Genomic DNA, 13935 nt, shown 5'->3' on the forward strand with positions numbered 1-13935 from the left:
AGGGCATGATCGAAAACAACAAAGAGGGAGGAACTCAGATGAAGAAACTGCTTGGAACCGCGCTTGTGGCGGGCCTTGCCTGGCCGATGCTGGCCGGGGCTGACCCGATCAATGTCAAGGATTTCGCCCTGGCGCCGCGGATCGCCGAAAAGGTGGCTGCGAGCGAAGAGCTGAACATCTTTGTCTCGTATCACGATGTCTCGAATGAATTCGCGCCGCAGATCCGCGCAGGCGTCGAGCGCGGCGATGCGCTGGACAAGGTCAAAGCGAAATTCATCGGTCCGGTTGGCGCAGGTGCCGATGGCCAGATCAACGAGATCGAGGCGCTGCTGGACACGATGGACGGGCTGGCAATTTCCTCGGTCTCGACCGATGCGCTGGCACCGATCATCGACCGCGTGGTCGAGGCGGGCATCCCGGTCATTACCTACAACACCGACAATCCCGACAGCAAACGCATCGCATTCGCCGGCCAGGATCTGATTCAGTCGGGCCGCGAAGCCGGCAAGCTGATGTGTGAGGTTCATCCCGAGGGCAAGCTGCTGATCCTGACGCTGGACGCGGCCGCGCAATGGTCGCTCGACCGCGAAAGCGGCGCGCGCGAGGCGATGGCAGCAAATTGCCCCGGGGCCGAGGTGGTGCAGACCGTCAATACCGGCACCGATCCGCAGGAAATGTATGCCGCGATTGAAAACGCGATGCTTGGCAACCCGGAAATCTCGGGGCTTCTGAGCCTAGAATGCTGCACCACTCCGGCAGCCGGTTCCTGGGTAGATCGCAATGGCCGCGCGGGCGAGGTCAAGATCGTCGGTTTCGACCTGCTCGACCAGACGGTTGAATTCGTCGAGAACGGGGTGATCCAGGCGACCATCGACCAGGCTCCGGAAGCCCAGGGCTTTGCTGCCGTTGATCTGCTGGCAAAGTTCCTCAACGGCGAGACCATTGACGATCTCGACACCGGCGTCGGCATCTTCACCTCTGCAAATATCGCAGACGTGAACTGATCAAAGCGTCCCGGGCTCGTCAGGGCCCGGGACGTTTCCCGGACAGTTTCTGAACAGATCGGCACGGAATGCAGATGGACAGGTCCCCCGTCGTCAGTTTTCAGCGGATCGGCAAATCTTTCCCCGGTGTGCGCGCACTCTCGAATGTGTCGCTGTCGCTGACCCCGGGCGAGATTCACGCCGTGATCGGTGAGAACGGCGCGGGAAAATCGACGCTTATGAATATTCTCGCGGGCGTTCTGGCGCCTAGCGAGGGCACGCTTGTGCTGGATGGCAAACCCCTGCGGCTGTCCTCGCCGCTGGACGCGCGGCGCCGCGGGATTGCCGTGGTGTTCCAGGAACTGTCTTTGTGCCGCAATCTCTCGGTCGGCGAGAATGTGATGCTGCCGGCGCTGGCAGAGATCCCGTCCTGGCAGCTGATCCGGCGGGCGCGCGCCCAGGGACAATCGCGTGAAATCCTCGCCCGGCTCGGCATGGATATCGACCCCGCGACACCTTTGCGCGATCTGTCAGTGGCACAGATGCAGCTGGTCGAGATCGCCCGCGCGCTGGCCCGCGAAGTGCGGGTTCTGGTGCTGGATGAGCCGAATTCGGCGCTCTCGCCGCATGAATCCGAACACCTGTTCAACATCATGCGCCAGCTGCGCGCGGACGGTGTCGCGATTGTCTATATCTCGCATCACCTGAATGAGGTGCTGGCGCTCTCCGACCGGATCAGTGTCATGCGTGACGGCGAGCTGGTCGAAAGCATCACCGATCTGACCGGTATCGAGGTGCCGCATCTGGTGGCCGCGATGGTCGGGCGCGATCTGGGGGATGCCGCGCCTTACGGGCTGACCCATCCGCCGCGCGACACGGCGCCCGTTCTGTCCCTGCGCGACTTCCGGGTGGCGGGCGAGATCAAGGGCGTCTCGCTTGATCTGCGCCCCGGCGAGATCCTTGGGATCGGCGGCCTGCCCGGCAGCGGCAAGGATATTCTGGCCGAGGCGATTTTCGGCCTCTGCCCGCGTTCGGGCACCGTGACGATTGCCGGCCAGACCCTGCCGGCGCAAAAGCCGATGGCTGCCATTCGGGCCGGAATCGCACTGATCCCGGCGGATCGCCGCAACGGCGGCGCGCTTTTGTCGATGTCGGTGGCGCAGAATGTGGTGTCCTCGACGCTCGACCGCCACTCGAAGATCGGCGTTTTGCGGAATGACCTGATCGGGGAAACCGCCGGTCAGCAGATCCGCGCCTTTGATGCGCGCGTATCCGGGCCAGGCCAGGTGATGGGCACGCTTTCGGGCGGCAATCAACAGAAGATCATCCTGTCGCGCGGGATTGTCTCAGAGCCGAAGGTTCTGATCCTGCATGAACCAACCCGGGGCATCGATGTCGGCGCGAAAGCCGAGATCTACGCGATCCTGAAGCGCCTGGCGGGAGAAGGACTGGCGGTACTGATGATCTCGTCCGAACTGCCCGAACTCGTCCTGCACGCGAACCGCGTGGTGATGATGGCGCATGGCCAGGTCTCGCGCGATTTCACCGGGGCGGAGATTTCCGAGCAAAATCTGATGATGGCGGCGAGTGTGCAGCCCGCACATCTGTCCGAAGTGGAGGGGGCAGCATGAAGAAACCGGTTATTACCGTTGTCGGCAGTTTTGCGGTTGGGATGACGATCAGAACCCCCACCCTGCCGATATTTGGTCAGACAATTCTCGGGTCCGATTTCGATATGGGCCCTGGGGGCAAAGGGTCGAACCAGGCGGTTGCCACGGCACGGCTTGGGGCGGATTCCGCGCTGGTCACCTGTGTGGGGAATGACGCGCTGGCAAAGATTGCCACCGATATGTACCGCGCCGAAGGGGTGAACGCCCGCCATGTGACCGAGTTGCCGGACCGCGCGACCGGGGTGGGGTTCATCATTCTGAACACCGAGGGCAATAATTTCATCATCCTCGATATGGGCGCGAATAACGCGATGGATGCCGCCCAGGTCGACAAATCCGCCGACCGGCTGGCCATGTCGGATGTGGTGATGACGGTGCTTGAGATCCCCGATGCCGCCGCCTCGCGCGCGATGGAACTGGGCAAAGCCTCAGGCGCGCGGACAGTGCTGAACCCGGCCCCGGCTCGCGCGCTGCACCCTTCGATCTTCAAACATGTCGATGTGCTGATCCCGAATGAAAGCGAACTGCGGATCCTTCTGGGCCTGAAACCTGACGACCCGAGCCCTTCTCGCGACCTCGCGATCCGTCTGCGCCGTCTGGGCGTTGGCACCGTGGTGGTGACGCTTGGCCGCGAGGGCGTTCTGATCCTCTCGGACGAGCACGACCTGCATATTCGCGCCCCGGAAGTCGCGGTAGTCGATACCACGGGCGCGGGCGATGCCTTCTGTTCGGGCTTTGCCGTGGCGCTGGCCGAGGGGAAATCCATCCCCGAGGCCGCGCGCTATGGCACGCTTTGTGGCTCCTGGGCCTGCACGAAACTCGGCGTGGTGCCGTCACTGGGGCGGCGCCATGAAATCGAAGCCTTTGCGAAGGAAATCCAATGAAACGCGGTCGCATTCTGAACGCTGAACTGAACCATGCCATTGCCTCGATAGGGCATGGCGATCTGATGATCGTCTGTGACGCAGGCTTCCCGATCCCCGACACGACCTGGCGCGTCGATCTCGCGATCGAGAAAGACCTGCCGGATCTGGGCCAGGTGCTGTCGCTGATCGCTTCGGATTTCGTGGCTGAGAAAGTCGGCTATGCTGACAACCTGCCAACGAACAACCCGGTCTTGCTGGATAAAGTGAAGACACTCTTCCCCGATGCCGATCACGAGATGACCACCCATGCCAATATTCTGGGTGCGATGGCGGCGCAGGCCAAGGTGATTGTGCGTACCGGGGCTTTTGATCCCTGGGGCAATATCCTGCTGTGGTCAGGTGTAGATGTGCCGAAATGGTTCGACAAGCCGGGCGTGATCGCACCGCCGGAATATGCGCGGAAGCTGAAAGCCTGATGCCGAAGATCTTTGACTGGGCCGCGCAACCGGCCGAGCGCATGGTGACCGTCGGCTCGCTCCGGGCGGGGAAAGGCACCCCCGCCCGCCACGCCCAGGTCACCGCCGATACCGCAGAAGAGGCCGCAGCCGCCGAGGCCGCCGGGATCGAGATGGTGGTCTGCCGTGCTGCCAATGTGACAACCGTCCGACGCGGATCGAAACGGGTCTTTGTGACGGCGGCGCTTGGTTTCGCTGAAGCCATCACCGAAGATGAGATCCTGCGCACCGCCTTTCGCGCCCTGACCGATGGCGCCGATGCGGTCATCACCGCGCGCCGCCTTTCGGTCGTCAGCCTGCTGGCGGCGGAAGATATCCCCGTCATGGGCCATCTGGGATTCGTGCCCCGGAAAAGCACCTGGACTGGCCTCACCCGCGGCGTCGGGCGCGAGCCTGGCGAGGCAGAAGAGCTCTGGCATCGCTTTCGCCGTCTCGAAGAGGCCGGAGCCTTCGCGGTCGAGGCCGAACTGGTCGCAGCACCTTTGCTTTCGGCCATCACCCGCAAATCGGGGCTGGTCACCGTCTCGCTCGGCTCAGGCCCGGGCGGTGATGTGGCGTTCCTGTTCACCTCGGACATCATTGGCGACAGCCCGCGCCTGCCACGCCATGCCCGCTCCTGGGGGGATGTGGCCAGCCTGCGTCAGCAGATCGTCATCGAACGACAAAGGGCGCTTACGGCCTTTCGCAGCGAGGTCGCCGGCGGCAGCTATCCGTCGCCCGGCGAGCTGATCCACCCCGAGAGCGACCCGGAGCTCGACGCGCTGCTCGACCGGCTCAGCAGTGCCCGCTGATCTGCCGGCCGCGCGAAAGGGCAGACGCCCGCACTGGGCGAGACCCGACAACCTGACTTCGGGCTTCGGTCACCTGGCGACCGAAGCCGGCCCCCGTCGCCTTCTGGTCAGGTGAGGGTCCCTGCCCTCATACACCTGCCGCGTTGCAGTCCTGGGTGTCGCGCAAACTCTGCAAGCCGGCACTGTCGCCTGTCTGGCGCTGCAAGCCAATTTGCGCAACGCTTCAGCGCGGTGACAAAGCGCAGGGCCCAAGGCATTTTCTGTTCCTCACCTCGCATAGTCGCGCGGCAGACCGGATCCGGCATACATCAGCGGATGGCTCCAGAGCGGCTGCACCATGTTTCGGTCAATCCGTCCCCTGGCGCTACCGGGCGGCCGGGTTTGAACCAGTGCGGGGCCTGCACTGTTCCACCGACACAGATAGCCCGCAGAGCAAGAAAAGGGAGGCCGATTTCGATATCTGCTGGCGCCTCACACGCTCTGCTCCAAACGCTCGACCAACTACGCTCCCCGGCTGATCCACCTTCACAACAGGAATTGCGATGGCAAGGATGGGGACAGCAGGGGTGACCCGATCACGTGAAGCGTTTCGGCCCAGTCCCGAACACCCCCATGCGCGCCTGCACTGATCAGTTACTGCCGCCCGCTGGATCAGTTTTCACGTAAGCGGGTGGCCAGCTGTGGTGCTGGTTATCCCGAGACACACCGATACGATTTCGGCTTTTGGCGAAGGCATTGAGACGAATAATCCGGGTACCAGAGGGCGGGGCCAGGGTCTTTACACCGCCCGCACCAGAGCTGGAACCACCGTCATAGTAATATCCGCGGCGTCCATAGCCTGCTGCGGAACTTTCCAGAGGGAACGGAGCCACGTGCAGGCGATCAGCACCGCCTCCCCATAGCCCTGCGAGATCTTACCGATGAAAGCACACGGCCTTCCGTGTGCACCCGAGAAATTCACGCTTGTCTGAACGGGGCTCGTCCTCAGATGGGTCTTCAGGAGACCAAATTATCGAAACATCACGGCACTCCGCGTCGCCATCCCAACCGGAGACATCATCCGCGTCGAGAAGATGAGGAGCAGAGTTTCATCCTTCAGCCTGAGATCGGGGCCATATTTCACCGCACCGCCGATCAGCGTATTGGCAGGATCCCAGGCAATCCGCCAGTGCACCGGATCATCGGCCTGGCGCGCGACCGGATCTGCCATTTCGCCTTCTTGATGCCGGGCGAAGACAACCACCGCCTTGCCATGGTCGAAAATCCTTTCGCCGATGCCCCAAGGGCTTTGAATTCGAAAGCTTCCAGGTCTCGCCCCCAGGGGTGAGCAACTGTTGCCTGGCTTGAGAAAGTCTTGCCTCTGGTTCTGCCGACGGACAAGCCCGTCACAGTCACGCGGATGCCATGCCGATACGGTATCAGTTGCTGCGATATCCCGGCGCTTGTTCCAGAAACGCGCGCAGACGGGGGGTCATGAAATCAAGGAAGGCGCGGACACGGCGGGGCATGTGATCACCGCCCAGGAAGACCGCATGCACGTCTTCACTGTCACCGTCGACGGCCTCGGCGAGCACCTCAACGAGGGTGCCGCGCGCCAGATCCTTGCGGATATGAAACTCCCCCATGCGCGCAAGGCCCATTCCGGCAAGTGCCATCTGACGCACCGTCTCGCCATTATTGGCCAGAAGCGGGCCATTCACGCGGTTGTCGATGATCCGCCCGCCCTCATGCAGCGGCCAGACCGGCGATGAGCGGCGGAAATTAAGGCCAAGGCAGGCATGATCCGCCAGATCGGCACCGCTTTGCGGCACACCCCGCCGGCGCAGATAGTCGGGCGAGGCCACGATTTTGCGCGCCGCATGGCCCAGACGGATCGCGGTCAGTCCCGAGCTAGCCAGCCGTCCCACCCGAAACGCCACATCGGTCCGGTCAAGATAAAGATCCACCACCTCATCCGAGATCGAGAGATCCAGGGTGATATTCGGATATTCCTGCCAGAACTCCGGCAGCAGGGGCTGGATCGCCACCACCCCCAGCCCGACCGAGGCCGAGATCCGCACCTTGCCGGTGATACTGGCCGCGCCCTGGCGCAGATCGGCCTCGATCGCGTCCATTTCGGCCAGCAGGTTCAGGCTGCGTTCATAATAGACCTGCCCCTCGCCCGTGAGCGAAAGCCGCCGGGTCGAACGTTCCAGCAACCGCACACCAAGCCGCGTCTCGATCCGCCCGATCAGTTTCGAGACGGTCGAAGGGGTCATGAGCAGCTGCCGGGCCGCCTCGGAAAAACTGCCGGATTCAACCACCCGCAAAAACACCTGCATCTCGCCTGCGCGGTTGTCCATCCTCGTCCCCTGCCCCTCTCAGCGCATCCAGGAAATAATTTCACAGATGATGCGAAGATCAGAGGAATTATCAAGCCCTCGCAGCGGGTCTATCTGGGGGCAACGCCAGCCGACCGATGGATCTGGCAAAGGAGAACAGGATGCAATTTGTAAAGACCCATGGGGCCACGATCCCGGCGCTTGGCTTTGGCGTGTTCCGCATGTCTGGCCCCGAGGTGCAGACCATCGTCCCGGCGGCGATCGAGGCCGGGTTTCGCCATTTCGACACGGCGCAGATCTATGAGAACGAGGCCCCGCTGGGCCAGGCGCTGAAGGCCTCGGGCCTGCCACGCGCCGAGCTGTTCCTGACCACTAAGGTCTGGGTGGCAAATTACAGCGCAGATCGTTTTGCGGCTTCGGTCGATGAAAGTCTCGAAAAGCTCGGGGTCGATCAGGTTGATCTTTTGCTGGCGCACTGGCCCGGCGATCAGGTGCCGGTTGCACAACAGATCGCCTGGCTGAACGCGGCCCGGGCGGCGGGCAAGACCCGGCATATCGGCGTCAGCAATTACAACCGCAGCCAGCTGCGCGCGGCGACCGCAGCCAGTGCAGCCCCCATCCTGACCAATCAGATCGAAATCCATCCCTGGCTTGACCAGTCAGAGATGGCCGCTCTGGCGCGGGAGACCGGCACATCCCTGACCGCCTATTTCGGCATGGCCGATGGCGCGGTGCCAAAGGATCCGCTGATCGCCGGGATCGGGGCACGATATGGCAAGACCGCCGCCCAGGTCGGACTGCGCTGGCTGATCCAGCAAGGCTTTGTCGCCCTGTCGAAAACCGCCAACCCTGCCCGTGTGACCGAGAATTTCGACATCTTTGACTTTGAGCTGACCGGGTCCGAGATGGCAGCGATCAGCGGCCTTGCCCGCGCCGATGGCCGCATCGTTTCGCCCGCAGGTCTGGCACCTGATTGGACCGCCTGAGGATAGCCCATGGAAAACCGCAAACTGAACTGGCCGTTGCTGGCCCTCGCCGTGGGGGCCTTTGCCATCGGCGTGACCGAATTCTCGCCGATGGGGATGCTGCCGGTGATCGCGCGGGGGGTCGATGTCTCGATCCCTTCGGCCGGGATGCTGGTCAGTGCCTATGCCATCGGGGTGATGGTCGGGGCGCCGGTCATGACGCTCCTTTTCGCGCGCTTTGGCAAACGCACCGCGCTGATGGCGCTGATGGCGATTTTCACCCTTGGAAATCTGATGTCGGCGCTGTCGCCTGATTACTGGACGCTGCTGGCCTCGCGCATGGTGACCAGCCTGAACCATGGCGCGTTCTTTGGCCTCGGCTCGGTGGTGGCTGCGAGCCTCGTTCCGAAAGAGAAACAGGCCAGCGCGGTTGCGACCATGTTCATGGGCCTGACCATCGCCAATATCGGCGGCGTGCCGGTCGCAACATGGATCGGCCAGGTGACCGGCTGGCGCGAGGCCTTTGCCGGGACGGCGGCGCTTGGCCTTCTGACCATCGCGGCCCTGTGGCTGGCTTTGCCGCCCGGCACCGCCGGCGCGCGCCCCGAAGTCGCGCGGGAGCTGCGCGTGCTGACACGGCCGCCGGTGCTGGTGGCGCTTGCCACGACCGTGCTTGGCGCCAGCGCGATGTTCGTACTTTACACCTATGTTGCGCCGGTGCTGGCGACCCTGGCGGGCGCGTCGGACGGGTTTGTGACGCTGGCGCTGGTGCTGATCGGGCTGGGCTTCACCTTCGGGAACTGGCTGGGCGGCCGGATGGCCGACTGGTCGCTGGAAGGGGCAACGGCGATCTTCCTTGCTGTGCTTTCACTGATCATGCTGGTCGCGCCCTTTACCCTTGGCACGCTTCCCGGTGCCGCGATCACGCTGTTTCTCTGGGGGGCCGCCGCTTTTGCCATCGTGCCGCCGGTGCAGATGCGGGTAATGCAGGCCGCAGCAGATGCGCCGGGCCTTGCCTCTTCGGTGAATATCGGTGCCTTCAACCTCGGCAATGCCATCGGAGCGGCGCTTGGTGGCGCAGTGATCGCGCTGGATCTGGGCTATAGCGCGGTGCCGGTCGCAGGCGGATTGACGGCGGCGGCGGGGCTGGCTCTGGTCTGGATAAGCCGCCGGAACCCGGCAGGGATGCCCTGCAAAGCATGAGATAAAGGCGCGCGGCTTTCAGGCTGCGCGCCTTCACGTTTCAGCGCAGCGCCAGATCAGGTCAGGCGGGCGCGCAGCCCTTCGGTGATGGCGGCACTGCCGCTGTCGCCGCCCAGATCGCGGCTGATCAGCCCATCGGCAATTGCCGCGCTGACGGCAGTACGGATCCGGGTCGCGGCCACCGAGAGGCGGCTGTCCTCATGCCGCGCCGCCAGCCATTCCAGCATCGACGCCGCCGAAAGCACGGTGCCATAGGGGTTCGCGACCCCCTTGCCCGCGATATCCGGGGCCGAGCCATGCGCCGCCTGGAACAAGCCCTGATCGTCGCCAACCTCGGCCGAAGGAGCAAGCCCCATGCCGCCAATCGTCGCCGCAGCAAGATCCGAAAGGATGTCACCGAACATATTCTCGGTCACGATCACATTGTAATGGCCGGGCTTTGTCACGAGATACATCGCCATCGCGTCGATCAGACCATGTTCGGCCTGAATATCGGGATACTCCGCCGCCACCTCGTCAAAGATCGCGCGGAAGAACGCGTAGCTGCGCAGCACATTGGCCTTGTCGACACAGGTGACACGCTTCACACCATCCGCAGGCGCCCCGTTCGAGGCCCGCGCCAGCTCAAACGCCTTGCGCACGATGCGCTCAATACCTTTGCGGGTCTGGACCAGAGTATCCACCGCCATCTCGCCGCGCAGCTGCGCGCCGGCGCCCCGGGCGGCGTAAAGCCCTTCGCTGTTCTCGCGCAGGATGATGTAATCAATATCCCCGGGCTTCACATCCGCCAGCGGCGACCGGATCCCGGGATAAAGCCGGATCGGGCGGATATTGGCGAAAAGATCCAGCTCGAATCGCAGCCGCAGCGTGAAATCCAGCCCTGCCTCGGTCCCGTCAGGATGGACGACGCCCGGAATTCCCGCCGCGCCATGCAAGACCGCATCCGCCCCGGCACAGGCGCGGAAGGTGGTTTCCGGAAAGCTCTCGCCGGTCTGGCGGTAAAGCTCGGCCCCCGCCGGATGATCGGCAAAGCGCAAGGGGCAGTCATTCCCGAAGGCCGCGCGCAGCACCTCGACACTGGCGGCCGCCACTTCGGGGCCTATGCCATCCCCGGGGACGACCGCGATATCATAGATCTCTTTCATCTTGCCGCCTCAGATACAGCGCCCGCCATCGACTTCCATCGCGACGCCGGTGATCATCGACGCTTCCTCGGAACACAGGAACGCAGCCGCATTGCCCATATCCTCAGGCGTCGAGAACCGGCCAAGCGGGATCGAAGCGAGGAATTTTGCACGGATCTCGGGCGTGTCCGACCCCATGAAGGTCGAGAGCAGCGGCGTATCCCCCGCCACCGGGTTGATCGCATTGACGCGGATCCCGAACGGGGCAAGCTCCACCGCCATGGCGCGGGTCGCAGTGATCACCCAGCCCTTGGAGGCATTGTACCAGGTCAGATTGGGGCGCGGCGAGACCCCGCCGGTCGAGGCCACATTCAGGATCGCCCCGGCTTTCTGCGCCTTGAAATGCGGCACCATCGCGCGGGCGCCAAAATAGATCGAGCGCATGTTCACATTGGCGATCCGGTCGAAATTGGCCTCGTCCAGCTCATCAAGCGGTGTCGGCAAATGACCCACCCCGGCATTGTTGACCAGCACATTCAGCCCGCCAAAGACTGATAGCGCCAGATCACGGGCGCCCGTCATGCCTTCGGCGCTTGCCACATCGCCGATGAAGGGCCGGCAATCGGCGCCAAGGCTTTCCGCCACCCGTTCTGCATTGGTCTGATCGCGGTCCATCAGCACGACTTTCGCACCCTCGGCCACGAATTTCCGCACGATCCCTTCGCCAAAGCCCGAACCGCCGCCGGTGACGACAGCAATCTTACCACTCAGTCGCATCATATCTCCCTCGCGGGGCTCTGCCCCCCGCCAAACGCCGGCAGAATGGGGGAAAGCCGGCGCCGGTGACAGCCGCATTATCTGAACGCGCGATCAGGTTTCCTTCCTTGAGCGCAGCCGCGCGCCGGGTATTTTGGGCCGCAGAGACCCGGCGATCTGACCGACCGGAGGGGATGACATGACTGACTGGACCAGCCGCGCCCGCGCGCTTTACGATGGCGGCTTCCGCCCGATGTTCCTTGATGGCCAATGGGTCGGCGCCGTCTCGGGCGAGGTGATGGAAGCCCGCAATCCTGCCACCGGCGCCCTTCTCGCCACCGTCCCGAAAGGCGGTGCAGCCGATATCGACGCTGCCGTCCGGGCCGCGCGGCGTGCCTTTGAAGGGCCCTGGTCGAAGTTCACCCCCTTTGAACGCCAGGCGCTGCTGTTGCGCATTGCTGAGCGGTTCGAAGCTGCATGGGAGGATCTGTGCCTTTCCGACACGCTGGATATGGGGATGCCGATTGCCCGCACCCTGGGCAATGCGCGGCGTGTATTGGGGATGCTGCGCTTTTACGCGGGCCAGGCGGTTGCGATCCATGGCCAGACCATCCCGAATTCCTTCCCCGGCGAGATCCTGTCGCAGACAGTCAAGGAACCGATCGGCGTGGTCGGCGCAATCATCCCCTGGAACGCGCCGATTGCGGGATCGGTCTGGAAGATCGCCCCGGCGCTGGCGACCGGCTGCACGGTGGTTCTGAAACCGTCAGAGGAAGCTTCGCTGACCGTGCTGATGATCGCGCGGCTGATGGCAGAGGCGGGTCTGCCCGAAGGCGTGTTGAATGTGGTGACAGGAACCGGAGCCGATGCCGGCGCGGCCCTGGCGGTGCATCCCGATGTCGACAAGATCGTCTTTACCGGCTCGACCGCCACCGGTCAGGCCATTGCCCGCGCCGCCACCGGCACGCTGAAACATGTCTCGCTGGAACTGGGCGGCAAATCACCGGTCATCATCTGCCGCGACGCGGATATCGACAAGGCGGTCCCCGTGGCCGCGATGGCGGTCTTTGCCAATTCCGGCCAGATCTGCATCGCCGGATCGCGCCTGTTTGTCGCGCGCGAGATCCATGACGAGTTCGTCACGCGCGTCGCGGATTATGCCGCAAAACTGAGGATCGGGGATGGGATCGCCCCGGAAACCGAGATCGGCCCGATCATCTCGGCCCGGCAGAGCCAGCGGATCGAAGGGTTCCTTCACACCGGGCTGGAAGAGGGCGCAAAAACCTATACCGGCGGCAACAGGCTGGATCTGACCGGGCTTGAGGGCGGCAATTTCATCGCGCCGACCGTCTTTGGTGGCGTCACCGATGAGATGACCATCGCCCGCGAAGAGATCTTCGGCCCGGTGATTGCCGCCATGCCCTTTGACACGCTGGACGAGGTGGTCCAGCGCGCCAATGCCACGCCCTACGGCCTCGCGGCGGGAATTTTCACGACGCATCTGGGTACGGCGCATAAGCTTTCGCGGCGTATCCGTGCCGGATCGGTCTGGGTGAATATGTATCACGCCATCGACCCCGCCGTGCCGTTTGGCGGGATGAAGATGTCGGGCTATGGCCGCGAGGGCGGGCTGGAACACCTGGGTGAATATCTTGAAACCAAGGCGATCTGGATCAATACCGACTAGGTTCGTCCCAGTTCGGTCCGGATCAGCTCGATCAGCTGTTCAGAATAGCTGTGCTGGACATAGCCCTTCGCGGTCAGGATCCCGACCGCGCGGGTCGAGCCGGGATCCGAGATCCGCACCACGCGGAATTCGGCCGTCGGCATCATCGGCACCGCAATCTCCGGCACCAGCGCCACGCCAAGCCCGGCCGAGGCCAGCGCAATCGCGGTATAGGCGTTTTGCACCTCATATTGCAGGTTCAGCGAGATGTCCTGATCTGCCGCCAGCCGGTCGATCTGAGCCCGGATCGCAGTCTGGCGGTCCAGCAGGATCAGCGGGAAACGCGCCACCTCTGACAGCATGAAACGCTGCGCGCCTTCGTCGAAATCGGCGGGGATACAGGCGACGAGATGGTCTTCGAGGATCGGCTCGAACTGGAAATCGCTGAGCCCGGGCACTTCCGGCCCGATATAAAGCTCGACCTCCTGCTCCTGCAAAAGCGCAAGCGCGGCATTGGGCGGCGTTTCCTTCAGATCCACCAGGCTGCGCGGATAACGCAGCTTGAAGGTCGCAAGGATGCGCCCCAGCCGGGTCGAGGCGAGGGTGGGCGCACAGGCTATCCGCACATGGCCACGCCGCTGCGCTGCGACCTCGGACAGGCGCGCCAGACCGGCCTGCACCTCGGCCATCGCGTGGCTGACCTGTTCATAAAGCACCCGCCCTTCCGAGGTCAGATTGGCGCGTTGCGGCGTGCGGATGAAGAGGCTCATCCCCACCTGCGCCTCAAGATCGCGGATCTGCATCGACACGGCGGAGGGCGATCGGTTGCTTTCTTCGGCCGCGCGGCGAAAGCTGCCATGTTCGGCCGCCAGCAGAAAGGTCTGCAGCAATTTAAGATTGATATTGCTCGCAGCCATGACGGGCCCCCTGTGACAAGATCGTAGCCGCGGGGCGGGCTGCTGTCAGCCTTCCCCGCAAACTCCTGTCTCTGAGCCTGGCCACCGGTTCGATGACACGGATGCCGTTTGCCTATGCGCCGGTGGCGGGGGCTGATGCGCGCCCCGCGCCAGGGCGG

At 63.7% G+C, this 13935-nt stretch carries 13 protein-coding genes; 8 read left to right on the top strand and 5 right to left on the bottom strand.

Annotation, left to right across the window (positions count from 1 at the left end; translation table 11 throughout):
- Nucleotides 1-38: 38 nt before the first annotated feature.
- From AC4FS3_RS12285 to AC4FS3_RS12305, 5 genes are all read left to right on the top strand, one after another.
- Nucleotides 39-1004 carry a sugar ABC transporter substrate-binding protein gene (locus AC4FS3_RS12285; RefSeq protein WP_491020808.1) on the top strand — a complete coding sequence of 322 codons (966 nt, stop codon included), beginning with the start codon at nucleotides 39-41 and terminating at the stop codon, nucleotides 1002-1004.
- Nucleotides 1005-1078: 74 nt separating this feature from the next.
- Nucleotides 1079-2614, top strand: coding sequence for a sugar ABC transporter ATP-binding protein (locus AC4FS3_RS12290; RefSeq protein ID WP_491020809.1), 1536 nt, complete (start codon nucleotides 1079-1081; stop codon nucleotides 2612-2614).
- On the top strand, nucleotides 2611-3537 hold the full coding sequence (locus AC4FS3_RS12295) for a ribokinase (RefSeq protein WP_491020810.1): 927 nt from the start codon (nucleotides 2611-2613) through the stop codon (nucleotides 3535-3537). The genes AC4FS3_RS12290 and AC4FS3_RS12295 overlap by 4 nt, the downstream gene beginning before the upstream one ends.
- Entirely contained in the window at nucleotides 3534-3995 is a 462-nt protein-coding gene (gene rbsD / locus AC4FS3_RS12300) for a D-ribose pyranase (RefSeq protein WP_491020811.1), read from the top strand. The genes AC4FS3_RS12295 and rbsD overlap by 4 nt, the downstream gene beginning before the upstream one ends.
- Nucleotides 3995-4825 (top strand): 3-methyl-2-oxobutanoate hydroxymethyltransferase, encoded by an 831-nt coding sequence (locus AC4FS3_RS12305; RefSeq protein WP_491020812.1) that lies wholly within the window; start codon nucleotides 3995-3997, stop codon nucleotides 4823-4825. The genes rbsD and AC4FS3_RS12305 overlap by 1 nt, the downstream gene beginning before the upstream one ends.
- A gap of 1009 nt (nucleotides 4826-5834) precedes the next feature.
- Here the strand turns inward: AC4FS3_RS12305 and AC4FS3_RS12310 are convergent.
- Both AC4FS3_RS12310 and AC4FS3_RS12315 read right to left on the bottom strand, forming a co-directional pair.
- Nucleotides 5835-6035: a hypothetical protein gene (locus tag AC4FS3_RS12310; protein WP_491020813.1), complete on the bottom strand. Its 201-nt coding sequence runs from the start codon at nucleotides 6033-6035 to the stop codon at nucleotides 5835-5837.
- Nucleotides 6036-6243: 208 nt separating this feature from the next.
- Nucleotides 6244-7167, bottom strand: a complete 924-nt coding sequence (locus AC4FS3_RS12315) for a LysR family transcriptional regulator (RefSeq protein ID WP_491020814.1) — start codon at nucleotides 7165-7167, stop codon at nucleotides 6244-6246.
- Nucleotides 7168-7307: 140 nt separating this feature from the next.
- On the opposite strand from AC4FS3_RS12315, the gene AC4FS3_RS12320 reads away from it, so the two are divergent.
- Both AC4FS3_RS12320 and AC4FS3_RS12325 read left to right on the top strand, forming a co-directional pair.
- Complete coding sequence (locus AC4FS3_RS12320) at nucleotides 7308-8132, top strand: aldo/keto reductase (protein WP_491020815.1); 825 nt, start codon at nucleotides 7308-7310, stop codon at nucleotides 8130-8132.
- 9 nt (nucleotides 8133-8141) lie between these two features.
- The gene (locus AC4FS3_RS12325) at nucleotides 8142-9314 is read left to right on the top strand and encodes an MFS transporter (protein WP_491020816.1); all 1173 of its coding nucleotides are present in this window, start codon (nucleotides 8142-8144) and stop codon (nucleotides 9312-9314) included.
- A gap of 56 nt (nucleotides 9315-9370) precedes the next feature.
- On the opposite strand, the gene AC4FS3_RS12330 is transcribed toward AC4FS3_RS12325, so the two are convergent.
- Together AC4FS3_RS12330 and AC4FS3_RS12335 are read right to left on the bottom strand one after the other, a co-directional pair.
- Nucleotides 9371-10459 (bottom strand): isocitrate/isopropylmalate dehydrogenase family protein, encoded by a 1089-nt coding sequence (locus AC4FS3_RS12330; RefSeq protein WP_491020817.1) that lies wholly within the window; start codon nucleotides 10457-10459, stop codon nucleotides 9371-9373.
- A 9-nt stretch (nucleotides 10460-10468) separates the two neighbouring features.
- A complete protein-coding gene (locus AC4FS3_RS12335) occupies nucleotides 10469-11215 on the bottom strand; it encodes a glucose 1-dehydrogenase (protein WP_491020818.1) in 747 nt (248 codons plus the stop codon).
- Between the two features lie 178 nt (nucleotides 11216-11393).
- Here AC4FS3_RS12335 and AC4FS3_RS12340 point away from each other — a divergent pair, with 178 nt between their 5' ends.
- On the top strand, nucleotides 11394-12881 hold the full coding sequence (locus AC4FS3_RS12340) for an aldehyde dehydrogenase family protein (RefSeq protein ID WP_491020819.1): 1488 nt from the start codon (nucleotides 11394-11396) through the stop codon (nucleotides 12879-12881).
- Here AC4FS3_RS12340 and AC4FS3_RS12345 read toward each other — a convergent pair.
- A complete protein-coding gene (locus tag AC4FS3_RS12345) occupies nucleotides 12878-13777 on the bottom strand; it encodes a LysR family transcriptional regulator (protein WP_491020820.1) in 900 nt (299 codons plus the stop codon). The two genes, AC4FS3_RS12340 and AC4FS3_RS12345, sit on opposite strands and share 4 nt — an antisense overlap.
- Between the last annotated feature and the right edge of the window lie 158 nt (nucleotides 13778-13935).

Source organism: Pseudogemmobacter sp. TB195 (genome assembly GCF_058313095.1).

Excerpts from the sequence above, each read along its gene's own strand:
- AC4FS3_RS12285 (WP_491020808.1), top strand. The coding sequence starts at position 39 with ATGAAGAAACTGCTTGGAACCGCGCTTGTGGCGGGCCTTGCCTGGCCG.
- AC4FS3_RS12290 (WP_491020809.1), top strand. The coding sequence starts at position 1,079 with ATGGACAGGTCCCCCGTCGTCAGTTTTCAGCGGATCGGCAAATCTTTC.
- AC4FS3_RS12295 (WP_491020810.1), top strand. The coding sequence starts at position 2,611 with ATGAAGAAACCGGTTATTACCGTTGTCGGCAGTTTTGCGGTTGGGATG.
- rbsD (WP_491020811.1), top strand. The coding sequence starts at position 3,534 with ATGAAACGCGGTCGCATTCTGAACGCTGAACTGAACCATGCCATTGCC.
- AC4FS3_RS12305 (WP_491020812.1), top strand. The coding sequence starts at position 3,995 with ATGCCGAAGATCTTTGACTGGGCCGCGCAACCGGCCGAGCGCATGGTG.
- AC4FS3_RS12310 (WP_491020813.1), bottom strand. The coding sequence starts at position 6,035 with ATGGCAGATCCGGTCGCGCGCCAGGCCGATGATCCGGTGCACTGGCGG.
- AC4FS3_RS12315 (WP_491020814.1), bottom strand. The coding sequence starts at position 7,167 with ATGGACAACCGCGCAGGCGAGATGCAGGTGTTTTTGCGGGTGGTTGAA.
- AC4FS3_RS12320 (WP_491020815.1), top strand. The coding sequence starts at position 7,308 with ATGCAATTTGTAAAGACCCATGGGGCCACGATCCCGGCGCTTGGCTTT.
- AC4FS3_RS12325 (WP_491020816.1), top strand. The coding sequence starts at position 8,142 with ATGGAAAACCGCAAACTGAACTGGCCGTTGCTGGCCCTCGCCGTGGGG.
- AC4FS3_RS12330 (WP_491020817.1), bottom strand. The coding sequence starts at position 10,459 with ATGAAAGAGATCTATGATATCGCGGTCGTCCCCGGGGATGGCATAGGC.
- AC4FS3_RS12335 (WP_491020818.1), bottom strand. The coding sequence starts at position 11,215 with ATGCGACTGAGTGGTAAGATTGCTGTCGTCACCGGCGGCGGTTCGGGC.
- AC4FS3_RS12340 (WP_491020819.1), top strand. The coding sequence starts at position 11,394 with ATGACTGACTGGACCAGCCGCGCCCGCGCGCTTTACGATGGCGGCTTC.
- AC4FS3_RS12345 (WP_491020820.1), bottom strand. The coding sequence starts at position 13,777 with ATGGCTGCGAGCAATATCAATCTTAAATTGCTGCAGACCTTTCTGCTG.